The organism is Streptomyces sp. NPDC013157 (genome assembly GCF_042899865.1).
Lineage (GTDB): Bacteria > Actinomycetota > Actinomycetes > Streptomycetales > Streptomycetaceae > Streptomyces.
This window is the reverse complement of the sequence record NZ_JBIBAK010000001.1, coordinates 432231-449134: the sequence shown is the minus strand read 5'-3', so window position 1 is coordinate 449134 and position 16904 is coordinate 432231. Positions and strand designations below refer to the sequence as shown.

The window sequence follows — 16904 nt, the reverse complement described above, 5'->3', positions numbered from 1 at the left end:
GGTGCGCTGTGCTCCGGCGGCTTGGCTGCGTGGCGGGCGGAGGACGGCCATGGTCCGTTAGGGTCGCCTCGTGGCGGCCGGAGTGGGTCCGTCGCGGCCGGGTCAGGGACGTGTTCTGGGGGCGCAATGCGATTGAGAGTGGAGTTCACCACCGAGCCCTTCGACCTCGACGAGGCCCCCGCGCACGCGCTGGTCGCCCGTGAGGTCGTCGAGGCGGCCGCGCTGGACGCGGTGGACGTCGGGCCGTTCGGGAACACGGCGGAGGGCGGCTCCGACGCCGTGCTCACCGCCGTGGACGCACTGCTGCGCAGGGCCCTGGAGGCCGGGGCCACCCGGATCTCGCTCCAGGTCAACGTGGTGGGGGAGGGTGACGACAAGTGACCCGAAGCGGGGACGAACCCTTCATCACCGCCGTGAAGCCGCTGGTCGACGCCATGGGCGGGGAGATGCTCCCGCCCGACGAGGCCGGCGCCGACGACGTCGTGCTCGCGTGGGAGGGCGTGGACGTGGTCGCCGTACGGCTGCCGCAGCTCGCGGACTCCCTCGATCACATCCTGGCCGCCATGGAGCGCAAGCAGGGCAAACCGCTGGCCGACCTGGACCGCAAGGCGAAGCAGGAGGTCGTGCGCATACTGGAGGCGCGAGGCGCCTTCTCCGTACGGCACGGCGTGGAGACCGTGGCGAGCGCGCTCGGGGTGAGCCGCTTCACCGTCTACAACTACCTGAACCGCGAAAAGAGCTGACCCGCGAGGAGCGCCCCGGGAGTGACCTGCGGGGCGCGGTCGAGGGTTGTTACGCGGAATTTTCAACAAAGTGTTGACGCTGGGTTCCGGAGGGCGTTAGCTAACGGCAGCCCGTTCAGCACGAAGGCCGCACACGGCCACGGAGGCTCCCGTGACGTCGACTTCCACGCCCCCGGGTCTGGCCCGGTTCAACGACCTGGAGGAGCACGCGGCACTCGCCGTCCTCCACGAGGCGTGCGCCTCCACGGCCTGGGCCCGGCGCCTGCTCGCCGCCCGCCCCTACGCCACCCCCGAGGCCCTCTACTCCGCCAGCGACGCCGCCATGGCCGAGCTGGGCGAGGCCGACCTGGCTCAGGCCATGGCCGGGCACCCGCCGATCGGCCGCCCCGAGCCGGGCGACCCCACCTCGGCCCGGGAGCAGTCCGGCATGGCCGGCGCCGCGGACGGCCTCAAGGCGGAGATGCTCGAACTCAACCTCGCCTACCAGGAGCGGTTCGGCCATGTCTTCCTGATCTGCGCCACCGGCCGCACCGGCGAGGAGATGCGGGACGCGGTCAAGGAGCGGATCGGCAACCCGCCGGAGCGGGAGCGGGAGATCGTCCGCACCGAGCTGGGCAGGATCAACCGCATCCGGCTCGCCCGCATCGTCGAAGAGGACTGACAGCAGCATGAGCACCAGCACCACCGCCTCCGTGTCCACCCACATCCTGGACACCAGCATCGGCCGCCCCGCCGCGGGCGTCGCCGTCCGGCTCTCCGCCCGCGGCGGCCGGGAGGCGGACTGGCAGGCGCTCGGCGGTTCCGCGACCGACGCCGACGGCCGGTGCAAGGACCTTCCGGACCTGCCGGAGGGGACGACACACGTGCGGCTCGACTTCGCCGTCGAGCCGTATTTCGAAGAGAAGACCGCGAAGAAGCAAGCCGATGCGCAGCAGGACGCCCCCGCGAATCGGGACAGCGGACCGGCCGTGTTCTTCCCGGAGGTGGCGATCACGTTCGCCGTCGTACCGGGTGAGCACTACCACGTACCGCTGCTGCTCAACCCGTTCGGCTACTCCGTTTACCGAGGGAGCTAGCTCATGCCCACCATTCTGGGACAGAACCAGTACGGCAAGGCCGAGAACCGGGTCGTGAAGATCACGCGGGACGGTGCCACCCACCACATCAAGGACCTCAACGTCTCGGTGTCGCTCTCCGGTGACATGGACGAGGTCCACTACTCCGGCTCCAACGCCAACGTCCTGCCGACCGACACCACCAAGAACACGGTGTTCGCGTTCGCCAAGGAACACGGCATCGACTCCGCCGAGCAGTTCGGCATCCACCTCGCCCGCCACTTCGTGACCTCGCAGGAGCCGATCCACCGGGCCCGGATCCGCATCGAGGAGTACGCCTGGGAGCGCATCGAGGCCTCGGACGCCAACTCCAAGTTCATCGGCGCGGACGAGGTCAAGCACTCGTTCGTGCGCAAGGGCCAGGAGACCCGGCTGACGCAGATCACGTACGACGGCGCGTCATGGGAGGTCGTCTCCGGCCTGAAGGACCTGGTCGTGATGAACTCGACCAACTCCGAGTTCTGGGGCTACGTCAAGGACAAGTACACGACGCTCCCCGAGGCGTACGACCGCATTCTGGCCACCCAGGTCTCCAGCCGCTGGCGGTTCAACTGGACCGACGACGAGCAGCAGATGCCCAACTGGGAGAAGTCCTACGAGCAGACGAAGAAGCACATGCTCCAGGCCTTCGCCGAGACGTACTCCCTCTCGCTGCAGCAGACGCTGTACCAGATGGGTTCGCGCATCATCGACAACCGCGGCGAGATCGACGAGGTCCGCTTCTCGCTGCCCAACAAGCACCACTTCCTGGTCGACCTGGAGCCGTTCGGTCTCAAGAACGCCACCGAGGACGGTGCCGTGTACTACGCCGCCGACCGGCCCTACGGCCTGATCGAGGCGACCATCCTGCGGGACGGCTGCGAGGCGAGGATCCCGGTGGACCTCACCAACCTCTGACCATCCCCTTTTTCGGCACCCTCGGCCGGGGCGGCGACTTGTCCGGCTCCCCGGCCGAGGCACTCAAATCCCCGGGGTCCTGCCGTGCCCTCCCCACAAGTCCACTGAGCGAAAAGGACGAACCATGGCAGCAGACCAGCGCATCGTCATCGAGAACTGCTCGATCGCGACCGTCGACGCCCACGACACCGAGTACGCGAACGGGTACGTCGTCATCGCCGGCAACCGGATCGAGTCGCTCGGCGCGGGCCGTGCTCCCGAGGGACTGGAGAACGTCGTACGGCGGATCGACGCCACCGGCCACCTGGTGACCCCTGGCCTGGTCAACACCCACCACCACTACTACCAGTGGATCACCCGGGGCCTGGCCACCGACCACAACCTCTTCAACTGGCTGGTCGCGCTCTACCCGACCTGGGCGCGCATCGACGAGCCCATGGTGTACGTGGCCGCGCAGGGCTCGCTCGCCATGATGGCCCGCGGCGGTGTCACCACCGCGATGGACCACCACTACGTCTACCCGAAGGACTCCGGCGACCTGTCCGGCGCGATCATCCGCGCCGCCCGCGAGACGGGCGTCCGCTTCACCCTCGCCCGCGGCTCCATGGACCGCAGCGAGAAGGACGGCGGGCTGCCCCCGGACTTCGCCGTCGAGACCCTCGAAGGAGCCCTCACCGCCACCGAGGCGACCGTCGAGGAGCACCACGACGCCTCCTTCGACGCGATGACCCAGGTGGCTGTCGCCCCCTGCTCGCCGTTCTCCGTCTCCACCGAACTCCTGCGACAGGGCGCGGAGTTGGCCCGCCGACTGGGAGTGCGCCTGCACACCCACGGCTCGGAGACCGTCGAGGAGGAGCAGTTCTGCAAGGAGCTGTTCGGGATGGGCCCGACCGACTACTTCGAGTCCACGGGCTGGCTCGGCGAGGACGTGTGGATGGCGCACTGCGTCCACATGAACGACTCCGACATCGCCGCGTTCGCCCGCACGAGGACCGGCGTCGCCCACTGCCCGTCCTCCAACGCCCGCCTCGCGGCCGGCATCGCCCGCGTCCCCGACATGCTCGCCGCCGGCGTCCCGGTCGGCCTCGGTGTCGACGGCACCGCGTCCAACGAGTCCGGCGAACTCCACACCGAACTGCGCAACGCGCTGCTGATCAACCGCCTCGGCGCGCACCGGGAAGCGGCCCTGAACGCCCGCCAGGCGCTGCGCCTGGGCACCCACGGCGGCGCCCAGGTGCTGGGCCGCGGGAGCCAGATCGGCTCCCTCGAACCCGGCAAGCTCGCCGACCTGGTCCTCTGGCGGCTGGACACCCTCGCCCACGCCTCCATCGCCGACCCGGTGACCGCCCTGGTCTTCGGCGCGGCCGCCCCGGTCACCGCCTCCTTCGTGAACGGCCGTCAGATTGTCGAGGACAACCGTCTGCTGCACGTCGACGAGGACGCCATCGCCCGCGCCACGCGGACCGAGGCCCAGCGGCTGGCGCAGCTCGCCGGGCGGTAACTCTCGTTCTCCGCAAGGCATGTGAGCTCCGGTCGGGAGGGACGGCTCCCGGCCGGTGGCCGTGGACCCCGGACGGGTCCACGGCGGCCGTCTCCCGGGCGCGCGCTGCCATGCGCGCGCCCGGGACCGGTCACCGTCCTCCTCTCGGGTCCCGCACGACCTGGATCACGCACCACCTCCCTGAAACCCGCGCCAGAGCCGCCGCGTAACCGACCGGAGGAGAGCCGCAGTGCAAGAAGTGCATCCCGTCGACGAGAAACTCCCGCCCCTGAAAATGGCGACCACCGGCCTGCAGCACGTGGCCGCCATGTACGCCGGAGTGGTCGCCCCGCCCCTGATCGTCGGCGCGGCCATCGGCCTCACCGGCGCCGAACTGACCTTCCTGACCGCCGCCTGCCTCTTCACCGCCGGCCTCGCCACCTTCCTCCAGACCCTCGGCGTCTGGAGGATCGGCGCCCGGCTGCCCTTCGTCAACGGCGTCACCTTCGCCGGGGTCGCCCCGATGACCGCGATAGCCGCGTCCACCCACGACAGGTCCGACGCCCTGCCGGTCATCTTCGGCGCGGTGATCGTCGCCGGCCTCCTCGGCTTCCTCGCCGCCCCCTTCTTCAGCAAGGCCATCCGCTTCTTCCCGCCCGTCGTCACCGGCACGGTCATCACGCTCATCGGCGTCTCGCTGCTCCCGGTCGCCTTCGGCTGGGCGCAGGGCCCCGACCCGGCGGCGAAGGACTACGGTTCGGTCAAGTACTTGGAGCTGGCCGCCGCGACTCTCGTCCTGGTCCTGCTCCTTCGCCGCTTCACGCACGGCTTCGTCAAGCAGATCGCCGTGCTGATCGGCCTGGTCGCCGGCACGGTCGTCGCGATCCCGTTCGGCGCCACCGACTTCGGCCCGGTCGCGGACGCGGACGTGATCGGCTTCCCGACGCCCTTCCACTTCGGCGCCCCGCAGTTCCAGATCGCCGCGATCCTCTCCATGTGCGTGGTGATGGTGGTCTCGATGACCGAGTCGACCGCGGACATGCTGGCGCTGGGCGAGATCGTCGAACGGCCCGCCGACGAGCGGACGATCGCGGCGGGGCTGCGCGCCGACACCCTCGGCTCGGCGATCAGCCCACTGTTCAACGGGTTCATGTGCAGCGCGTTCGCGCAGAACATCGGCCTGGTCGCGATGACCCGGATCCGCAGCCGGTTCGTGGTCGCGGTCGGCGGCGGCTTCCTGGTCCTGATGGGGCTGTGCCCGATGGCCGCCTCGCTGATCGCCGTCGTACCCCGTCCGGTCCTGGGCGGCGCGGGTGTGGTCCTGTTCGGCTCGGTGGCGGCCAGCGGCATCCAGACCCTGGTCAGGGCCGGCCTGGAGAAGGACGAGAACGTCCTGGTCGTCGCCGTCTCCCTCGCCGTCGGCATCATCCCGATCACCGAGCCGGACTTCTACCACGCCTTCCCGGAGACCGCCCAGATCGTCCTCGACTCGGGCATCTCGACGGGATGTGTGGCGGCGGTGGTGCTGAACCTGGTCTTCAACCACCTGGGCCGGCAGCGCGCGGGAGCGAGGGGCACGACGGAGGCCGCCGTACCGCTCGCGGCACCTCAGTCGATCCCGTGACGCCGGCTCCGGGGCGCGGGATGCGGTAGGAAGTCCCTGTGAGCCGACGGGGGAGTGCGTCATGAACGAGTCGGGCCGTGTGGAGGCCTTCAGCGACGGGGTCTTCGCCATCGCCGTCACCCTGCTCGTCCTGGACATCAAGGTGCCGAAGACCGCCGAGGGCGGCAGCCTCTGGCAGGCGCTGGGCGCCCAGTGGCCGTCCTACGCGGCCTACGTGGTGAGCTTCCTGGTCGTCGGGATCATGTGGGTCAACCACCATCAGCTGTTCAGCTATGTCGCCAGGGTCGACCGGAAGCTGATGTTCCTGAACCTGCTGGTGCTGATGGTGGTGTCCGCGGTGCCCTGGCCGACGGCGATGCTCGCCGAGTACCTGCGGGAGGACGCGTCCTCGCACGCGGCGGCGGCCGTCTACAGCCTGGTGATGGTCCTGATGGCGGCCGCCTTCCAGGCCCTGTGGTGGCATCTCACCCGGACCGGCCATCTCTTCGACGCCCGCGTGGACGTCGAGGCCGCGCGTGCCACCCGTGCCCGCTTCGCGCTCGGCTCACTCGGCTACCCGGTCACCGTCGGCCTGGCCTTCGTCTCGGCCCCGCTCACGTTGGCCGCACACGGCCTGCTGGCCCTCTACTACGGCTTCAACCAGGTACCGGTCCCGACCCGCCCGGACCCGGACACGCCGTGAGCGTCGCGGGCGGCCACGCCTGCTCGACGGGCCGGGGCCCCGGCTTCAGCCGCGCCGGATCGCCTGGCAGGGACTGGGCGCGGGGAGCCGTTCGGTCACGTACCAGCGGGGCGGGACGCCCATCAGGGCGCGGAAGTCGGCCGTCATGTGCGACTGGTCGAAGTAGCCGGTGGCGGCCGCCAGTTCGGACCAGCCGACGCTGCCCGCCCGGGCGGCGACCGTGCGGACGCGGTCGATACGGGCGTAGTGCTTCGGGGAGACACCGACGCCCTCGGTGAACAGGTTCCGCAACTGGCGCTCGCTGACCGCCAGTTCGCGGGCCACGTCGCGTACCTGCGCGGGTGCCCGGTCCAGCCGCACGGACAGTGCGTCCACGCCCGCCCGCAGCAACGCCGTCCGGCCCGGATCCGTCCGCTCCGACAGCAGTCCGGGCAGCACCTCGGCGATCCGCGGCAGCGCCTCCAGCGGGTCCAGCCACCGCACCTCACGCGCGAACCGGCGTGCCGTCCCGCCCGGCAGCCCGTCGACCGGCACCACCCGGCCGACCAGCCCTGCGGCCGGCACACCCAGCAGGGGCCGGACGGCACCCGGTGCGAGGACCAGTTCCACGCACGAGATGTGCGGCTTCCCTTCGTGGTAGGCGGCCCGCACCCGCGGCCCGACCGCCAGGACGTCACGCTGTCCGTCCGCCGTCACCCGCAGCACCACTTTGGTCAGCGCGTCCGGCAGCTGGACGAACGTACCCGCGGGGGGCTCGGCGAAGGACATGGTCCGCACCCCGGCGACCCAGGGGCGCAGCACGTCGGGGATGGGCGCGAGCGGCTCGGCGATGGTCATCGGCACCCCTCCACCGTAAGCGGCCCGCGCCGCCGTCCGGGCGGCCCGGCCGTGCCGGAATTTCCAAGAGAAGGGCGCCCCGGCCGGCCCACCGTGGACCGCATGATTCTGGTGACGGGTGCCACGGGCACCATCGGAAGTGACGTCGTACGACAGCTGGCCGAGCACGGCGCGAAGGTGCGCGCGCTCACCCGCGACCCGGCGAAGGCGCGGGTGCCCGCCGGGGTGGAGGTGGTGCGCGGCGACTACACGGACCCCGCGTCCCTGGAGGCCGCTTCGGCCGGTGCGACGGCCGCGTTCCTGCTCCGGCCGCCCGGCCCCGACGAGGGACAGGACGCGGCGCTGGTCGCCGCGGCCCGGGCCGCCGGCGTGCAGCGGGTGGTGAAGCTCTCCGCCATCGCCACCGGTGACGCCGGCTCCGGCCCCTCCTCGCAGTGGCACGTGGCCGGTGAGCGGGCCGTGCGGGACAGCGGGCTCGCCTGGACGGTACTGCGGCCGTCGTCGTTCGCCTCCAACACGCTGACCTGGCTCGAGGCCCTGCGTGCGGGCGAGCCGGTGCCCAACATGACCGGGGACGGCGCCTCGGGCGTGATCGACCCGCGCGACATCGCCGAGGTGGCGGTACGGGCCCTGCTGGACGCCGGGCACGCGGCGCGGACGTACACCCTGACCGGACCCGAGGCGATCACCGTCCTCGGTCAGGCCGCCGTGCTCGCCGAGGTCCTGGGCCGCCCGGTACCGACCCGGGACCTGTCCCCGGAGGAGACCCGCGACTTCCTCCGCACGGCCTGGGGCATGGAGGGGGCTCAGGCGGACGGCGTCCTGACCGGCCTCGCGTTCGTCCGCTCCGGCGGGAACGCGGTGGTCACCGAGGACGCCCGGGAGGTGCTCGGGCGGCCGGCCCGGACGTACCGGGAGTGGGCCGAGGACCACAGGGGGGCGTTCACCGAATCCTGAGAACCGGCCCCGCCCGACCCGGGCGCGCCGGCCCTGTCCCGTTCAGCCGCGCCGGGGCCGCAGCGTGACCGCCGCCAGCGACAGGGCCCCCGCCGCGATCACCGCGGCCACCCGGAACGCCAGCCGATAGCCCTCCGCCGTGGCCGGCACCAGCTCCGCGCCGGCGTGCAGCAGGCCGTCGGTACGGCTCGCCGCGAGGGTGGACAGGGCGGCCAGGCCCAGCGAACCGCCCACCACCTGCGTGGTGTTGAAGAGCCCGGAGGCCAGTCCCGCGTCCTCCTCGCGGACGCCGGCCATGGCGAGGCCGGTGAGCGGGGGCATCGCCGCGGCGAAGCCGGCCGCCATGAGCAGCATCGGGGGCAGCACGTCGGCCGCGTACGACCCGTCGGCGGGCGCCCGGCTCAGCAGGGCCATCCCGACGGTGATGAGGACCAGCCCGGCGAGGAGCACGCGGTACGCGCCGAAGCGGCCGGTCATGCGCGCCGACAGCCCCAGCATCAGGGCGCCGATCGCGAGCGGTGCCGGCAGGAAGGCGAGACCGGTGTGCAACTCGCCGTAGCCCAGCACGCGTTGCAGGTACAGCGCGCCGAGGAACTGGAAGCCGTACATCGTCGCGATCATCAGGATCTGTACGCCGTTCGCGCCGCTCAGCGCCCGGGAGCGCAGTAGCCGCAGCCGCAGCAGCGGGTGCTCGGCCCGGGCCTGGCGGACGGTGAACGCCACGAGGAGGGCGAGGGCGAGCGCGGCCAGGAGCACGGTGGCGGCCGGACCCCGGTCGCCGGAGCCGACGATGACGTAGACGGTGAGCATCAGCGAGCCGGTGACCAGGGCCGCCCCCGGACCGTCGGCGTCCCCGCGGAGCCCCGCGCCGGGCTCGCGGGCCAGGATCCGTACCGCGGCCAGCCAGGCCGCCACCCCGATCGGCAGATTGATCAGGAAGATCCAGTGCCAGCTCAGCGCCTGCGTCAGCGCTCCGCCGAGGAAGGTGCCCAGGGTGGCGCCCACCGACCCCACCGCGCTGAACACCGCGATGGCACGGGCCTGTTCGCGCGGCTCGGGGAAGAGCGACACCAGCATGCCGAGCACGACGGCCGAGGTCATCGCGCCGCCCGCGCCCTGCACCGCACGCGCCGCGATCAGCGCGCCCTGACTCGTCGCCAGCCCGCACCCCACGGAGGCCGCGGTGAACACGGCGAGCCCGGCCGTGAACATCCGTTTCCGGCCCACCAGATCACCCAGACGGCCGAACAGCAGGAGCAGTCCGCCGAACGGGATCAGATAGGCGTTCACCACCCAGGCCAGCCCCGGACCGCTGAAGCCCAGGTCGCGTTGGACGGCCGGCATCGCCACGGTGACGATGGTGCCGTCCAGGATCGTCATCAGCGCGCCCGCGCACAGGACGGCGAGGGATGCCCGACGCGGGTATGTTCGGGAGAGAGTCACCGGTGCGGCCGGTGTGCCGGTCGTGGTCGACATGGTCTTCTGGCCTCCGCAGTCGCCGTAGCTCGTCAGGGACATCAACAGGAACCGATCGTGCGCAAGGGGCACGACTTGTAACGGGGTTCATGGTGAGTGACCATGAGAGGACGGCGTAAGGAGGCAGTTCGATGTCCCAGAGGAACACCGGTGTTACCAGCCAGGTCGTGAACGCGCACGCCTGCCCCGTCCGCGAGGTTCTTGACAGGGTGGCCGGCAAATGGAGCGTGCAGATCCTGGTGGCGGCCTCGCACGGGCCCATCCGCTTCACGGAACTGGAGCGCGGCATCGAGGGCATCAGTCGCCGGATGCTGACCCTCACCCTGCGCAACCTGGAGCGCGACGGCCTGGTGACCCGCACCGTGTACCCGACGGTGCCTCCGCGCGTGGAGTACGAACTCACCCCGGTGGCGATGGAGTTGCACGAGACCTTGCAGCGGCTGACCGACTGGGCCGAGCGCAACCGCCACTACATCGCACAGGCCCGGGCGGTCTACGACGCCGAGCACCAGCCGGAACTGCTCGACGTGTAGACGGCGCGGACCGCGTCATAACCCGAACAGCGCAGGGTCCGAGGCGAGTTCCTTGAAGACCTCGCGCGGATCGGCGACCAGCTTCCGGGCCTTCAGGTCCAGCAGCCCGCCGACCGCGTCGACCTCGGCGGCCAGCGTGCCGTCCGCCTTGGTGATCTTCTGGAGTATCCGGAACGTCTTGCCACCGCCCCACTCGAACGCGCAGGTCACGTCGACCTCGTCACCGGCGAGCAGCTCCCGCCTGTAACGGATGGTCGTCTCCAGTCCCACCGGGCCCACGCCCCGCCCGATCAGCTCGGCCTGCGTGACCCCGGCCGCCTGGAGCAGCGACCAGCGGGCGTGCTCGGCGTAGTTGATGTACACCGCCTGGTTCAGATGGCCCTGCACATCGGTCTCGTAGCCACGGACGGTCACCCGGACGGAATACGGTTCGCTCACGACTTCCCCTTCTCGTGTACGACGCACTGATCCTCTGTCGGCATCCTGACACGCCCGTCACACCCGGCGCGGCGATGCCAGCAGATAGCGCGTTCTGGTACGGGGCTCCGTGTACTCGCCGGTCTGCCAGCCCGCCCGCTCCAGGGATGCGGCGCACGCCCGCAAGGGCTCGCCCTCCGGCGCGTACACCGCGACCGCCTCCGGCTGCGGGGTCGCCCGCACCCGGTAGCCGGGGGTGCCCGGCCCCTCGGGCGGCTGCCCGGCCGCCTCCAGGGCGAGCGCGGCGGCCCGCGCCAGATGCGCACGCTCCCAGCCGCACGGCCGGTCGGTGGCGCCGTCGGGATTGGTCATCCGGCGCAGTTCGAGCAGCCCCTGCCAGGCGCTGTGCACCTCACGCGCCCGGGCGGGTCCTGCGTCGGCCGACTCCTCCCCGCCGACGCGTGCGGCGAACCCCCCGGCCGGCTCGGGTTCCTGCGCGGCCCGGGACTCCGTCGCGGCCCGGGGTTCCGTCGCGGTCAGGGCCTCCGGAGCCTCCCGTATCCGGTGCCCGGCCGGCGTCAGGAAGTGGTCGTGCGGCGGGCGCGGGTGCCGGAAGGCGAGCCCGCGCCTCACCAGTGCCGCCAGCTGCGCCTCGGTACCCCGCAGCCGCCCGGTGACCGGGTCGGCGGCGTCGATGACCCGCCACTGCGCGGCGGTGGGCGGTCGGGTCACGATGCTCCTCCCCGGTGGTCCGCGGTCCGGAACCGCCTGGTGAGCGGTCCATTCGAAGACTACGACCAGGCACTGACAACGCGGTCCCGCTACCCGCTGGGCCGGATGTTCCAGCCCGCGATCACCGGCCGGTCGTGCTCCGTGCCCAGTCGGCACAGCGTCCCGGTCGCCAGCTGGAACAGGGCCCCGGCGGACGGCGCCAGGCCGAGTCGGCGGGCGGTCAGGACGCGCAGGAAGTGACCGTGGGCGACCAGCAGCACGACCCCCTCCGTGTTGGCGAGGGCCGCCTCGACCTTGGAGAGCATGCGGTCGGCCCGCTCCCCGACCTGCTCCGGGCTCTCCCCGGGGTGGTCCGGCGGGCCGGGCGCGACCCCGTCCGTGAACAGGAACCAGCCGGGCCGGGTGCGCTGGATCTCCACGGTGGTGACGCCCTCGTAGCCGCCGTAGTCCCACTCCCGCAGGTCGGTGTCGACCCGTGCGTCGGGCACCCCGATCAGCTCGGCGGTCTCGCGGGCCCGCTGGAGCGGGCTGACGAACGCGGCACCGATGCGGTGCGAGCGGATCAGCGGCACCAGCCGGCGCGCCTCGTCCCTGCCGTGCTCGGTGAGCGGCACGTCGGTCCACCCGGTATGCCGTCCGGACCGCGACCACTCGGTCTCACCGTGCCGGACGAGGAAGACATCAGCCATACGTCAGAGGCTAAGAGCCCAGCGCTCCAGTTCGGTGAAGTCACGCGCCCGCAGGCCGTGCCGCGCATCCACCGGAAGGAGCAGTGCGGGCCCTTCGTGGTGCTCGGCGACATGGCGGACGTCGAGTTCGGTGACCATGTCGTCGACCCACACGAACGGCCGTCCGGCCGCCCACGCCACGACGGTCCGCGTCTTCCAGTACAGGCCGTCCGGATCCTTCGCGAACAGCTCCGGCCACTCGATGACGGGCAGTTCGGGCAGCCCGACGACCGGGCCGATCATCTCGTTGGCCTGGTGCGTCCAGGTGGTGGCCCAGGCCAGTTCGTACGGCAGCGCGAGCAGCCGGGCCCCGTGTCCCGGATGCAGCCGCACCCGCAGCCCCCGGCGCAGCCTGCGGGAGTCCGGCCGCTGGCGGGCGGACCAGCCGGCGGGGTGCAGCCTGCGGGTCACGTACCCGCGGTGCCGCAGGAACCGGGCCCGGAAGGGGTTCAGTGGGCCGTCGACGTCGAGGAGGAGCAGAGGCCGCTGGGTCATGGGAACGGCATACCCGGACGGCCCCCGATGACTACCGCATGACTACCGCATGACCACGGCACGACTACTGCCGATAGCCGCTCAGGAACCGCCCGATCCGGCCGATCGCCGTCTCCAGGGTCTCCGCGTGGGGGAGGGTGAGGATGCGGAAGTGGTCGGTGGCGGGCCAGTTGAAGCCGGTGCCCTGGACGACCTGGATCTTCTCCTGGAGCAGCAGGTCCAGGACGAACCTCTCGTCGTCGTGGATCGGGTGGACCTTGGGGTCGATGCGGGCGAAGGCGTAGAGGGCGCCCTTCGGCTTGACGCACGAGACGCCGGGGATCTCGTTGAGCTTCTCCCAGGCCACGTTGCGCTGCTCGTGCAGCCTGCCGCCGGGGGTGACGAGTTCCCGGATCGACTGGCGGCCGCCGAGCGCGGCCTGGATCGCGTACTGGGCGGGGGCGTTGGCGCACAGCCGCATGGAGGCCAGCATGGTGAGGCCCTCCAGGTAGTCCTTGGCGTGCTGCTTCGGGCCGGTGACGACCAGCCAGCCCGAGCGGAAGCCGGCCACCCGGTACGTCTTGGACAGGCCGCAGAAGGTGAGGACCACCAGGTCGGGGGCGAGGGCCGCGGTGGAGTGGTGGACGGCGTCGTCGTACAGGATCTGGTCGTAGATCTCGTCCGCGAAGACCATCAGGCCGTGCCGGCGGGCCAGGTCGAGGATGCCCTCCAGGATCTCCTTGGGGTACACCGCGCCGGTCGGGTTGTTCGGGTTGATGATGACCACGGCCTTGGTGCGGTCCGTGATCTTCGACTCCATGTCGGCCAGGTCCGGGTACCAGTCGGCCTGTTCGTCGCAGAGGTAGTGCACCGCCTTGCCGCCGGCGAGGGTGGTCACCGCGGTCCAGAGCGGGAAGTCGGGGGCGGGGATGAGGATCTCGTCGCCGTCCTCGACCAGCGCCTGTACGGCCATGGAGACCAGCTCCGAGACGCCGTTGCCGAGGAACACGTCGTCGACGCCCACCTCCAGGCCCAGCGTCTGGTAGCGCCCGGCCACCGCACGGCGGGCGGAGAGGATGCCGCGCGAGTCGGTGTAGCCGTGTGCCTGCGGGAGCATCCGGATCATGTCCTGGAGGATCTCCTCAGGGGCTTCGAAGCCGAAGAGTGCCGGATTGCCGGTGTTCAGGCGCAGCACGCTGTGGCCCGCCTCCTCCAGCGCGTTGGCGTGCTCGATCACCGGTCCGCGGATCTCGTAACAGACCTCGCTGAGCTTGTTGGACTGCCGGAACTCCATGCGCCCCTCCGGAAACTCGTGTTGCTTGGTTTTACCAAGTAGGAGCTTGGAAAGTCCAACATCTTGTCTAGACTGCGTCGCATGTCACCTCGCCGAAGCTACGACCAGTACTGTTCCGCGGCCCGCGCCCTCGACGTCGTCGGCGACCGCTGGACCCTGCTGATCGTCCGGGAGCTGTTCGCCGGTCCCCGCCGCTACACGGACCTGCACGCGGATCTGCCGGGGGTCAGCACGGACGTCCTCGCCTCCCGGCTGAAGGACATGGAGCGGGACGGGCTCACCACCCGGCGGCGGCTGCCCCCGCCGGGTGCGGCGTACGTCTACGAACTCACGCCCCGCGGGCGGGAGTTGCTGCCGGTACTCCAGGCTCTGGGCAAGTGGGGCGAGTCCGAACTGGGGGAGCGCCGGCCGACCGACGCGGTGCGCGCCCACTGGTTCGCGCTGCCGCTGCTGCGGGCCCTGACGGGCGAGGGGCTTGTCGAAGTCCGTCTGGGGGAGGGGGACTTCCACCTGTACGTCGGGGCGGAGGAGGGACCGGTGTACGGCGACGGCCCGGCTCCGGCCGAGCCCGACGCCCGGCTCGTACTCGACGCCGGGACGGGTACGGCTCTGGCCCGGGGCGAGTTGGGGCTGGCGGAGGCGGTGCGGGGCGGGCGGATCACGGTGACGGGGGACGGGGCGCTGGCCAAGGAGCTGCGGGAGGCCTGAAACGACGACTGGGCCGCCGCGAACGGGGCCCAGTCACCAGGTTCTGTACAGGATCACGCGCCCGGCGGTACCCGCGACGGCCGGCCCGACCCCCGCGTCAGCGCATATCCGCCGATCCCCGCCAGCGCGGCCAGCACGCCGCCGATCCCGGTCCACACCCAGCGGTCGCTCCACCAGCCGGAGGACCAGCCGCCGTCGGGCTCGATGCTGGACAGGACCGCCGACTTAGAGGTCGAAGAACCGTCGTCGGACGAGGAACCGTCGTCGGACGAGGAACCGTCGGCGGCCGACTCGGCCTTGACCGCGATCCCCGGTACCAGCGGCTCGGCCAGCGAACCGTCCACCGCCGCCGAGCCGCCGATGTCCTTGGAGTCCACCTTCACCTCGGCGCTCACCGGCTGACCGAGGTCGGCCGAGGTCAGGTCCACCACGGTCAGCCGGATGTAGTACGTGCCGGGCAGCGGATCGTCGGCCCACGGCTCCGACCAGGCGCGCACGGTACGCATCACGCAGGCCAGCTCCACCGACGTGGCGCCCTGCGCGGCCGTGCGGGTCTGCGCGCCGTACTGGCAGGCCTGCCGGCGCCGCAGACCGTCGTACACGTCGAGCTGCCAGGTCTGCCCCGCGTGCGCGTCGGGCAGCTTCACCGTCGCCTTGACGTCCGGGCGCTGGCCGGCGTCGGCCGGGAACGACCAGTACAGGTAGTCGCCGGTGGACCCGCTGGCCGTCGCCCGCTGCCCCTGGTCGATCTCGGCCGCCGTACGGAAGGACGTGCCCGCCTGGGTGGGCGCGCCGCTGTCCTCCGAGGCGCTGGGGGAGGGGGAGGAATCCGCCACCGCCGGACCGGCCGCCAGGCCCACCGCCAGCATGGCGGCGCTCAACACACGTGTGATCGACATCAGTTGGTCCTCCAGACCGCGACCCGCCAGCGCGACACCCAGCCCCACACCAGACCCGCGAGGAAGCCGGTCAGCACCAGCGCGCCGAGCAGCCACCAGCCGCGGCCGAGACCGAAGGAGGCGACATCGCTCGCCTTCGACGGCCCGTCCACCACGTCGACCGTCAGCTCGACCGGCAGGCCGGGGCTGGTCTTCACCCCGGACGCGGCCGAGAAGGAGTTGGTCACCTGGAGACAGACGGTCTCCGGCGTGGTGTCGTCGTCGCTCTCGGCCTTCGGGTACCGCAGCCCGGTCGAGATGACGTCCGTTCGCCCGAGGCCCGACGCCTCGCCGCGCACTATCTCCCGCCCGTGCACGGTCACCGCGCGCAGCAGCACACCGTAGTCGGCGTTGACGGCCCGGTCGGCCGCGACGCTCACCGAAGCGCGCAGCTCCTGGCCCGGGTTGACGTCGACCTTGTACCAGCGCTGCTGCCCGAACTCCTCACGGTCGGTGTACAGCCCCGACTTCAGCGCGGGCGCGGACGAGCACTGGTCCGTCCCCTCGGTCGCCACCGGCGTGACCACGGGGTCCGCCGCCCGGTCCACCAACTGGCCGACCCGGTCGGTCAGTTCCTCCTTGTGCTGGACGGAGGTGTACGTGCCGCCGGTCGCGTCCGCGATGCAGCTGAGCTGGTCGCGGGTCTTGGCGTCCGGCACCAGGCCGAGCGTGTCGATGGTCAGCCCGACGCCCTTGGCGGCGATCGAGCGGGCCACCTCGCACGGGTCCAGCGGCTGGCAGGTGTCCTCGCCGTCGCTGATCAGGACGATACGGCGGGTCCCGTCACCGCCCTGGAGGTCGTCGGCCGCCTTGAGCAGCGCGGGGCCGATCGGGGTCCAGCCGGTCGGCGAGAGCGTGGCGACGGCGGTCTTCGCCTCGGTGCGGTCGAGCGTGCCGACCGGGTACAGCTGCGCGGTGTCCTTGCAGCCCTCCTTGCGGTCGTTGCCGCGGTAGTTGGCGCCCAGCGTGCGGATGCCGAGCTGGACCCCCTCGGGCGTCGCGTCCAGCACCTCGTTGAACGCCTGCTTGGCCGCGGCCATGCGCGTCCCGCCGTCGATGTCCGCCGTCCGCATGGAACCGCTGACGTCCAGCACGAGCTCCACCTTGGGAGCGGCCTGTTCGGTCTCGTCGGCGACCGCATGGCCGGGGAACGCGATCCCGGCCGCCAGGGCGGCGAGCAGAGCACAGACTCCTGCCGCCGGCCGATGTGTTCTGATCATCGGCGGATCCTATTGATCAAAGGCGCCGGGCTCCAAAACGAGGTCCGGA

At 71.6% G+C, this 16904-nt stretch carries 20 protein-coding genes; 11 read left to right on the top strand and 9 right to left on the bottom strand.

What is annotated here, in order from left to right; all coding sequences use genetic code 11:
- Nucleotides 1-126 precede the first annotated feature (126 nt).
- The 8 genes from ACFY6U_RS02060 to ACFY6U_RS02025 all read left to right on the top strand — a co-directional run bounded on the left by ACFY6U_RS02060 (nucleotide 127) and on the right by ACFY6U_RS02025 (nucleotide 6541).
- Nucleotides 127-381 (top strand): hypothetical protein, encoded by a 255-nt coding sequence (locus ACFY6U_RS02060; RefSeq protein WP_351488781.1) that lies wholly within the window; start codon nucleotides 127-129, stop codon nucleotides 379-381.
- Complete coding sequence (locus tag ACFY6U_RS02055) at nucleotides 378-743, top strand: helix-turn-helix domain-containing protein (RefSeq protein ID WP_351488778.1); 366 nt, start codon at nucleotides 378-380, stop codon at nucleotides 741-743. Before ACFY6U_RS02060 ends, ACFY6U_RS02055 begins: the two co-directional genes overlap by 4 nt.
- A gap of 151 nt (nucleotides 744-894) precedes the next feature.
- Nucleotides 895-1404: a 2-oxo-4-hydroxy-4-carboxy-5-ureidoimidazoline decarboxylase gene (gene uraD / locus ACFY6U_RS02050; protein ID WP_390034603.1), complete on the top strand. Its 510-nt coding sequence runs from the start codon at nucleotides 895-897 to the stop codon at nucleotides 1402-1404.
- A 7-nt stretch (nucleotides 1405-1411) separates the two neighbouring features.
- Complete coding sequence (gene uraH, locus ACFY6U_RS02045; RefSeq protein ID WP_351488773.1) at nucleotides 1412-1819, top strand: hydroxyisourate hydrolase; 408 nt, start codon at nucleotides 1412-1414, stop codon at nucleotides 1817-1819.
- A 3-nt stretch (nucleotides 1820-1822) separates the two neighbouring features.
- Nucleotides 1823-2755, top strand: a complete 933-nt coding sequence (gene pucL / locus ACFY6U_RS02040; protein WP_390034602.1) for a factor-independent urate hydroxylase — start codon at nucleotides 1823-1825, stop codon at nucleotides 2753-2755.
- A gap of 124 nt (nucleotides 2756-2879) precedes the next feature.
- Complete coding sequence (locus ACFY6U_RS02035) at nucleotides 2880-4256, top strand: 8-oxoguanine deaminase (RefSeq protein ID WP_390034601.1); 1377 nt, start codon at nucleotides 2880-2882, stop codon at nucleotides 4254-4256.
- 274 nt (nucleotides 4257-4530) lie between these two features.
- Nucleotides 4531-5859, top strand: coding sequence for a nucleobase:cation symporter-2 family protein (locus ACFY6U_RS02030; RefSeq protein ID WP_390035183.1), 1329 nt, complete (start codon nucleotides 4531-4533; stop codon nucleotides 5857-5859).
- A 61-nt stretch (nucleotides 5860-5920) separates the two neighbouring features.
- Entirely contained in the window at nucleotides 5921-6541 is a 621-nt protein-coding gene (locus ACFY6U_RS02025) for a TMEM175 family protein (protein ID WP_390034600.1), read from the top strand.
- A gap of 45 nt (nucleotides 6542-6586) precedes the next feature.
- On the opposite strand, the gene ACFY6U_RS02020 is transcribed toward ACFY6U_RS02025, so the two are convergent.
- On the bottom strand, nucleotides 6587-7378 hold the full coding sequence (locus ACFY6U_RS02020; protein ID WP_390035182.1) for a helix-turn-helix domain-containing protein: 792 nt from the start codon (nucleotides 7376-7378) through the stop codon (nucleotides 6587-6589).
- A gap of 102 nt (nucleotides 7379-7480) precedes the next feature.
- Between ACFY6U_RS02020 and ACFY6U_RS02015 the strand changes: the two genes are divergently transcribed.
- On the top strand, nucleotides 7481-8335 hold the full coding sequence (locus tag ACFY6U_RS02015; protein WP_390034599.1) for an NAD(P)H-binding protein: 855 nt from the start codon (nucleotides 7481-7483) through the stop codon (nucleotides 8333-8335).
- A gap of 42 nt (nucleotides 8336-8377) precedes the next feature.
- On the opposite strand, the gene ACFY6U_RS02010 is transcribed toward ACFY6U_RS02015, so the two are convergent.
- Entirely contained in the window at nucleotides 8378-9811 is a 1434-nt protein-coding gene (locus ACFY6U_RS02010; RefSeq protein WP_390035181.1) for an MFS transporter, read from the bottom strand.
- Between the two features lie 131 nt (nucleotides 9812-9942).
- On the opposite strand from ACFY6U_RS02010, the gene ACFY6U_RS02005 reads away from it, so the two are divergent.
- Complete coding sequence (locus ACFY6U_RS02005) at nucleotides 9943-10344, top strand: helix-turn-helix domain-containing protein (protein ID WP_351488756.1); 402 nt, start codon at nucleotides 9943-9945, stop codon at nucleotides 10342-10344.
- Between the two features lie 15 nt (nucleotides 10345-10359).
- Here ACFY6U_RS02005 and ACFY6U_RS02000 read toward each other — a convergent pair whose 3' ends face one another.
- From ACFY6U_RS02000 to ACFY6U_RS01980, 5 genes are all read right to left on the bottom strand, one after another.
- Nucleotides 10360-10782, bottom strand: a complete 423-nt coding sequence (locus ACFY6U_RS02000; protein ID WP_351488753.1) for an acyl-CoA thioesterase — start codon at nucleotides 10780-10782, stop codon at nucleotides 10360-10362.
- A gap of 57 nt (nucleotides 10783-10839) precedes the next feature.
- Nucleotides 10840-11493 (bottom strand): hypothetical protein, encoded by a 654-nt coding sequence (locus ACFY6U_RS01995; RefSeq protein ID WP_390034598.1) that lies wholly within the window; start codon nucleotides 11491-11493, stop codon nucleotides 10840-10842.
- An 89-nt stretch (nucleotides 11494-11582) separates the two neighbouring features.
- On the bottom strand, nucleotides 11583-12182 hold the full coding sequence (locus ACFY6U_RS01990; protein WP_390034597.1) for a histidine phosphatase family protein: 600 nt from the start codon (nucleotides 12180-12182) through the stop codon (nucleotides 11583-11585).
- A 3-nt stretch (nucleotides 12183-12185) separates the two neighbouring features.
- Nucleotides 12186-12716, bottom strand: coding sequence for a hypothetical protein (locus ACFY6U_RS01985; protein WP_390034596.1), 531 nt, complete (start codon nucleotides 12714-12716; stop codon nucleotides 12186-12188).
- Between the two features lie 64 nt (nucleotides 12717-12780).
- Entirely contained in the window at nucleotides 12781-13989 is a 1209-nt protein-coding gene (locus ACFY6U_RS01980) for a pyridoxal phosphate-dependent aminotransferase (RefSeq protein ID WP_390034595.1), read from the bottom strand.
- Between the two features lie 81 nt (nucleotides 13990-14070).
- Here ACFY6U_RS01980 and ACFY6U_RS01975 point away from each other — a divergent pair, with 81 nt between their 5' ends.
- Nucleotides 14071-14697, top strand: a complete 627-nt coding sequence (locus ACFY6U_RS01975; protein WP_390034594.1) for a winged helix-turn-helix transcriptional regulator — start codon at nucleotides 14071-14073, stop codon at nucleotides 14695-14697.
- Nucleotides 14698-14750: 53 nt separating this feature from the next.
- Here ACFY6U_RS01975 and ACFY6U_RS01970 read toward each other — a convergent pair whose 3' ends face one another.
- Nucleotides 14751-15596 (bottom strand): hypothetical protein, encoded by an 846-nt coding sequence (locus ACFY6U_RS01970; RefSeq protein WP_390034593.1) that lies wholly within the window; start codon nucleotides 15594-15596, stop codon nucleotides 14751-14753.
- Nucleotides 15596-16855 (bottom strand): VWA domain-containing protein, encoded by a 1260-nt coding sequence (locus ACFY6U_RS01965; RefSeq protein ID WP_390034592.1) that lies wholly within the window; start codon nucleotides 16853-16855, stop codon nucleotides 15596-15598. The genes ACFY6U_RS01970 and ACFY6U_RS01965 overlap by 1 nt, the downstream gene beginning before the upstream one ends.
- Nucleotides 16856-16904 lie beyond the last annotated feature (49 nt).

Excerpts from the sequence above, each read along its gene's own strand:
- ACFY6U_RS02060 (WP_351488781.1), top strand. The coding sequence starts at position 127 with ATGCGATTGAGAGTGGAGTTCACCACCGAGCCCTTCGACCTCGACGAG.
- uraH (WP_351488773.1), top strand. The coding sequence starts at position 1,412 with ATGAGCACCAGCACCACCGCCTCCGTGTCCACCCACATCCTGGACACC.
- pucL (WP_390034602.1), top strand. The coding sequence starts at position 1,823 with ATGCCCACCATTCTGGGACAGAACCAGTACGGCAAGGCCGAGAACCGG.
- ACFY6U_RS02035 (WP_390034601.1), top strand. The coding sequence starts at position 2,880 with ATGGCAGCAGACCAGCGCATCGTCATCGAGAACTGCTCGATCGCGACC.
- ACFY6U_RS02030 (WP_390035183.1), top strand. The coding sequence starts at position 4,531 with ATGGCGACCACCGGCCTGCAGCACGTGGCCGCCATGTACGCCGGAGTG.
- ACFY6U_RS02025 (WP_390034600.1), top strand. The coding sequence starts at position 5,921 with ATGAACGAGTCGGGCCGTGTGGAGGCCTTCAGCGACGGGGTCTTCGCC.
- ACFY6U_RS02020 (WP_390035182.1), bottom strand. The coding sequence starts at position 7,378 with ATGACCATCGCCGAGCCGCTCGCGCCCATCCCCGACGTGCTGCGCCCC.
- ACFY6U_RS02015 (WP_390034599.1), top strand. The coding sequence starts at position 7,481 with ATGATTCTGGTGACGGGTGCCACGGGCACCATCGGAAGTGACGTCGTA.
- ACFY6U_RS02010 (WP_390035181.1), bottom strand. The coding sequence starts at position 9,811 with ATGTCGACCACGACCGGCACACCGGCCGCACCGGTGACTCTCTCCCGA.
- ACFY6U_RS02005 (WP_351488756.1), top strand. The coding sequence starts at position 9,943 with ATGTCCCAGAGGAACACCGGTGTTACCAGCCAGGTCGTGAACGCGCAC.
- ACFY6U_RS01990 (WP_390034597.1), bottom strand. The coding sequence starts at position 12,182 with ATGGCTGATGTCTTCCTCGTCCGGCACGGTGAGACCGAGTGGTCGCGG.
- ACFY6U_RS01985 (WP_390034596.1), bottom strand. The coding sequence starts at position 12,716 with ATGACCCAGCGGCCTCTGCTCCTCCTCGACGTCGACGGCCCACTGAAC.
- ACFY6U_RS01980 (WP_390034595.1), bottom strand. The coding sequence starts at position 13,989 with ATGGAGTTCCGGCAGTCCAACAAGCTCAGCGAGGTCTGTTACGAGATC.
- ACFY6U_RS01975 (WP_390034594.1), top strand. The coding sequence starts at position 14,071 with ATGTCACCTCGCCGAAGCTACGACCAGTACTGTTCCGCGGCCCGCGCC.
- ACFY6U_RS01970 (WP_390034593.1), bottom strand. The coding sequence starts at position 15,596 with ATGTCGATCACACGTGTGTTGAGCGCCGCCATGCTGGCGGTGGGCCTG.
- ACFY6U_RS01965 (WP_390034592.1), bottom strand. The coding sequence starts at position 16,855 with ATGATCAGAACACATCGGCCGGCGGCAGGAGTCTGTGCTCTGCTCGCC.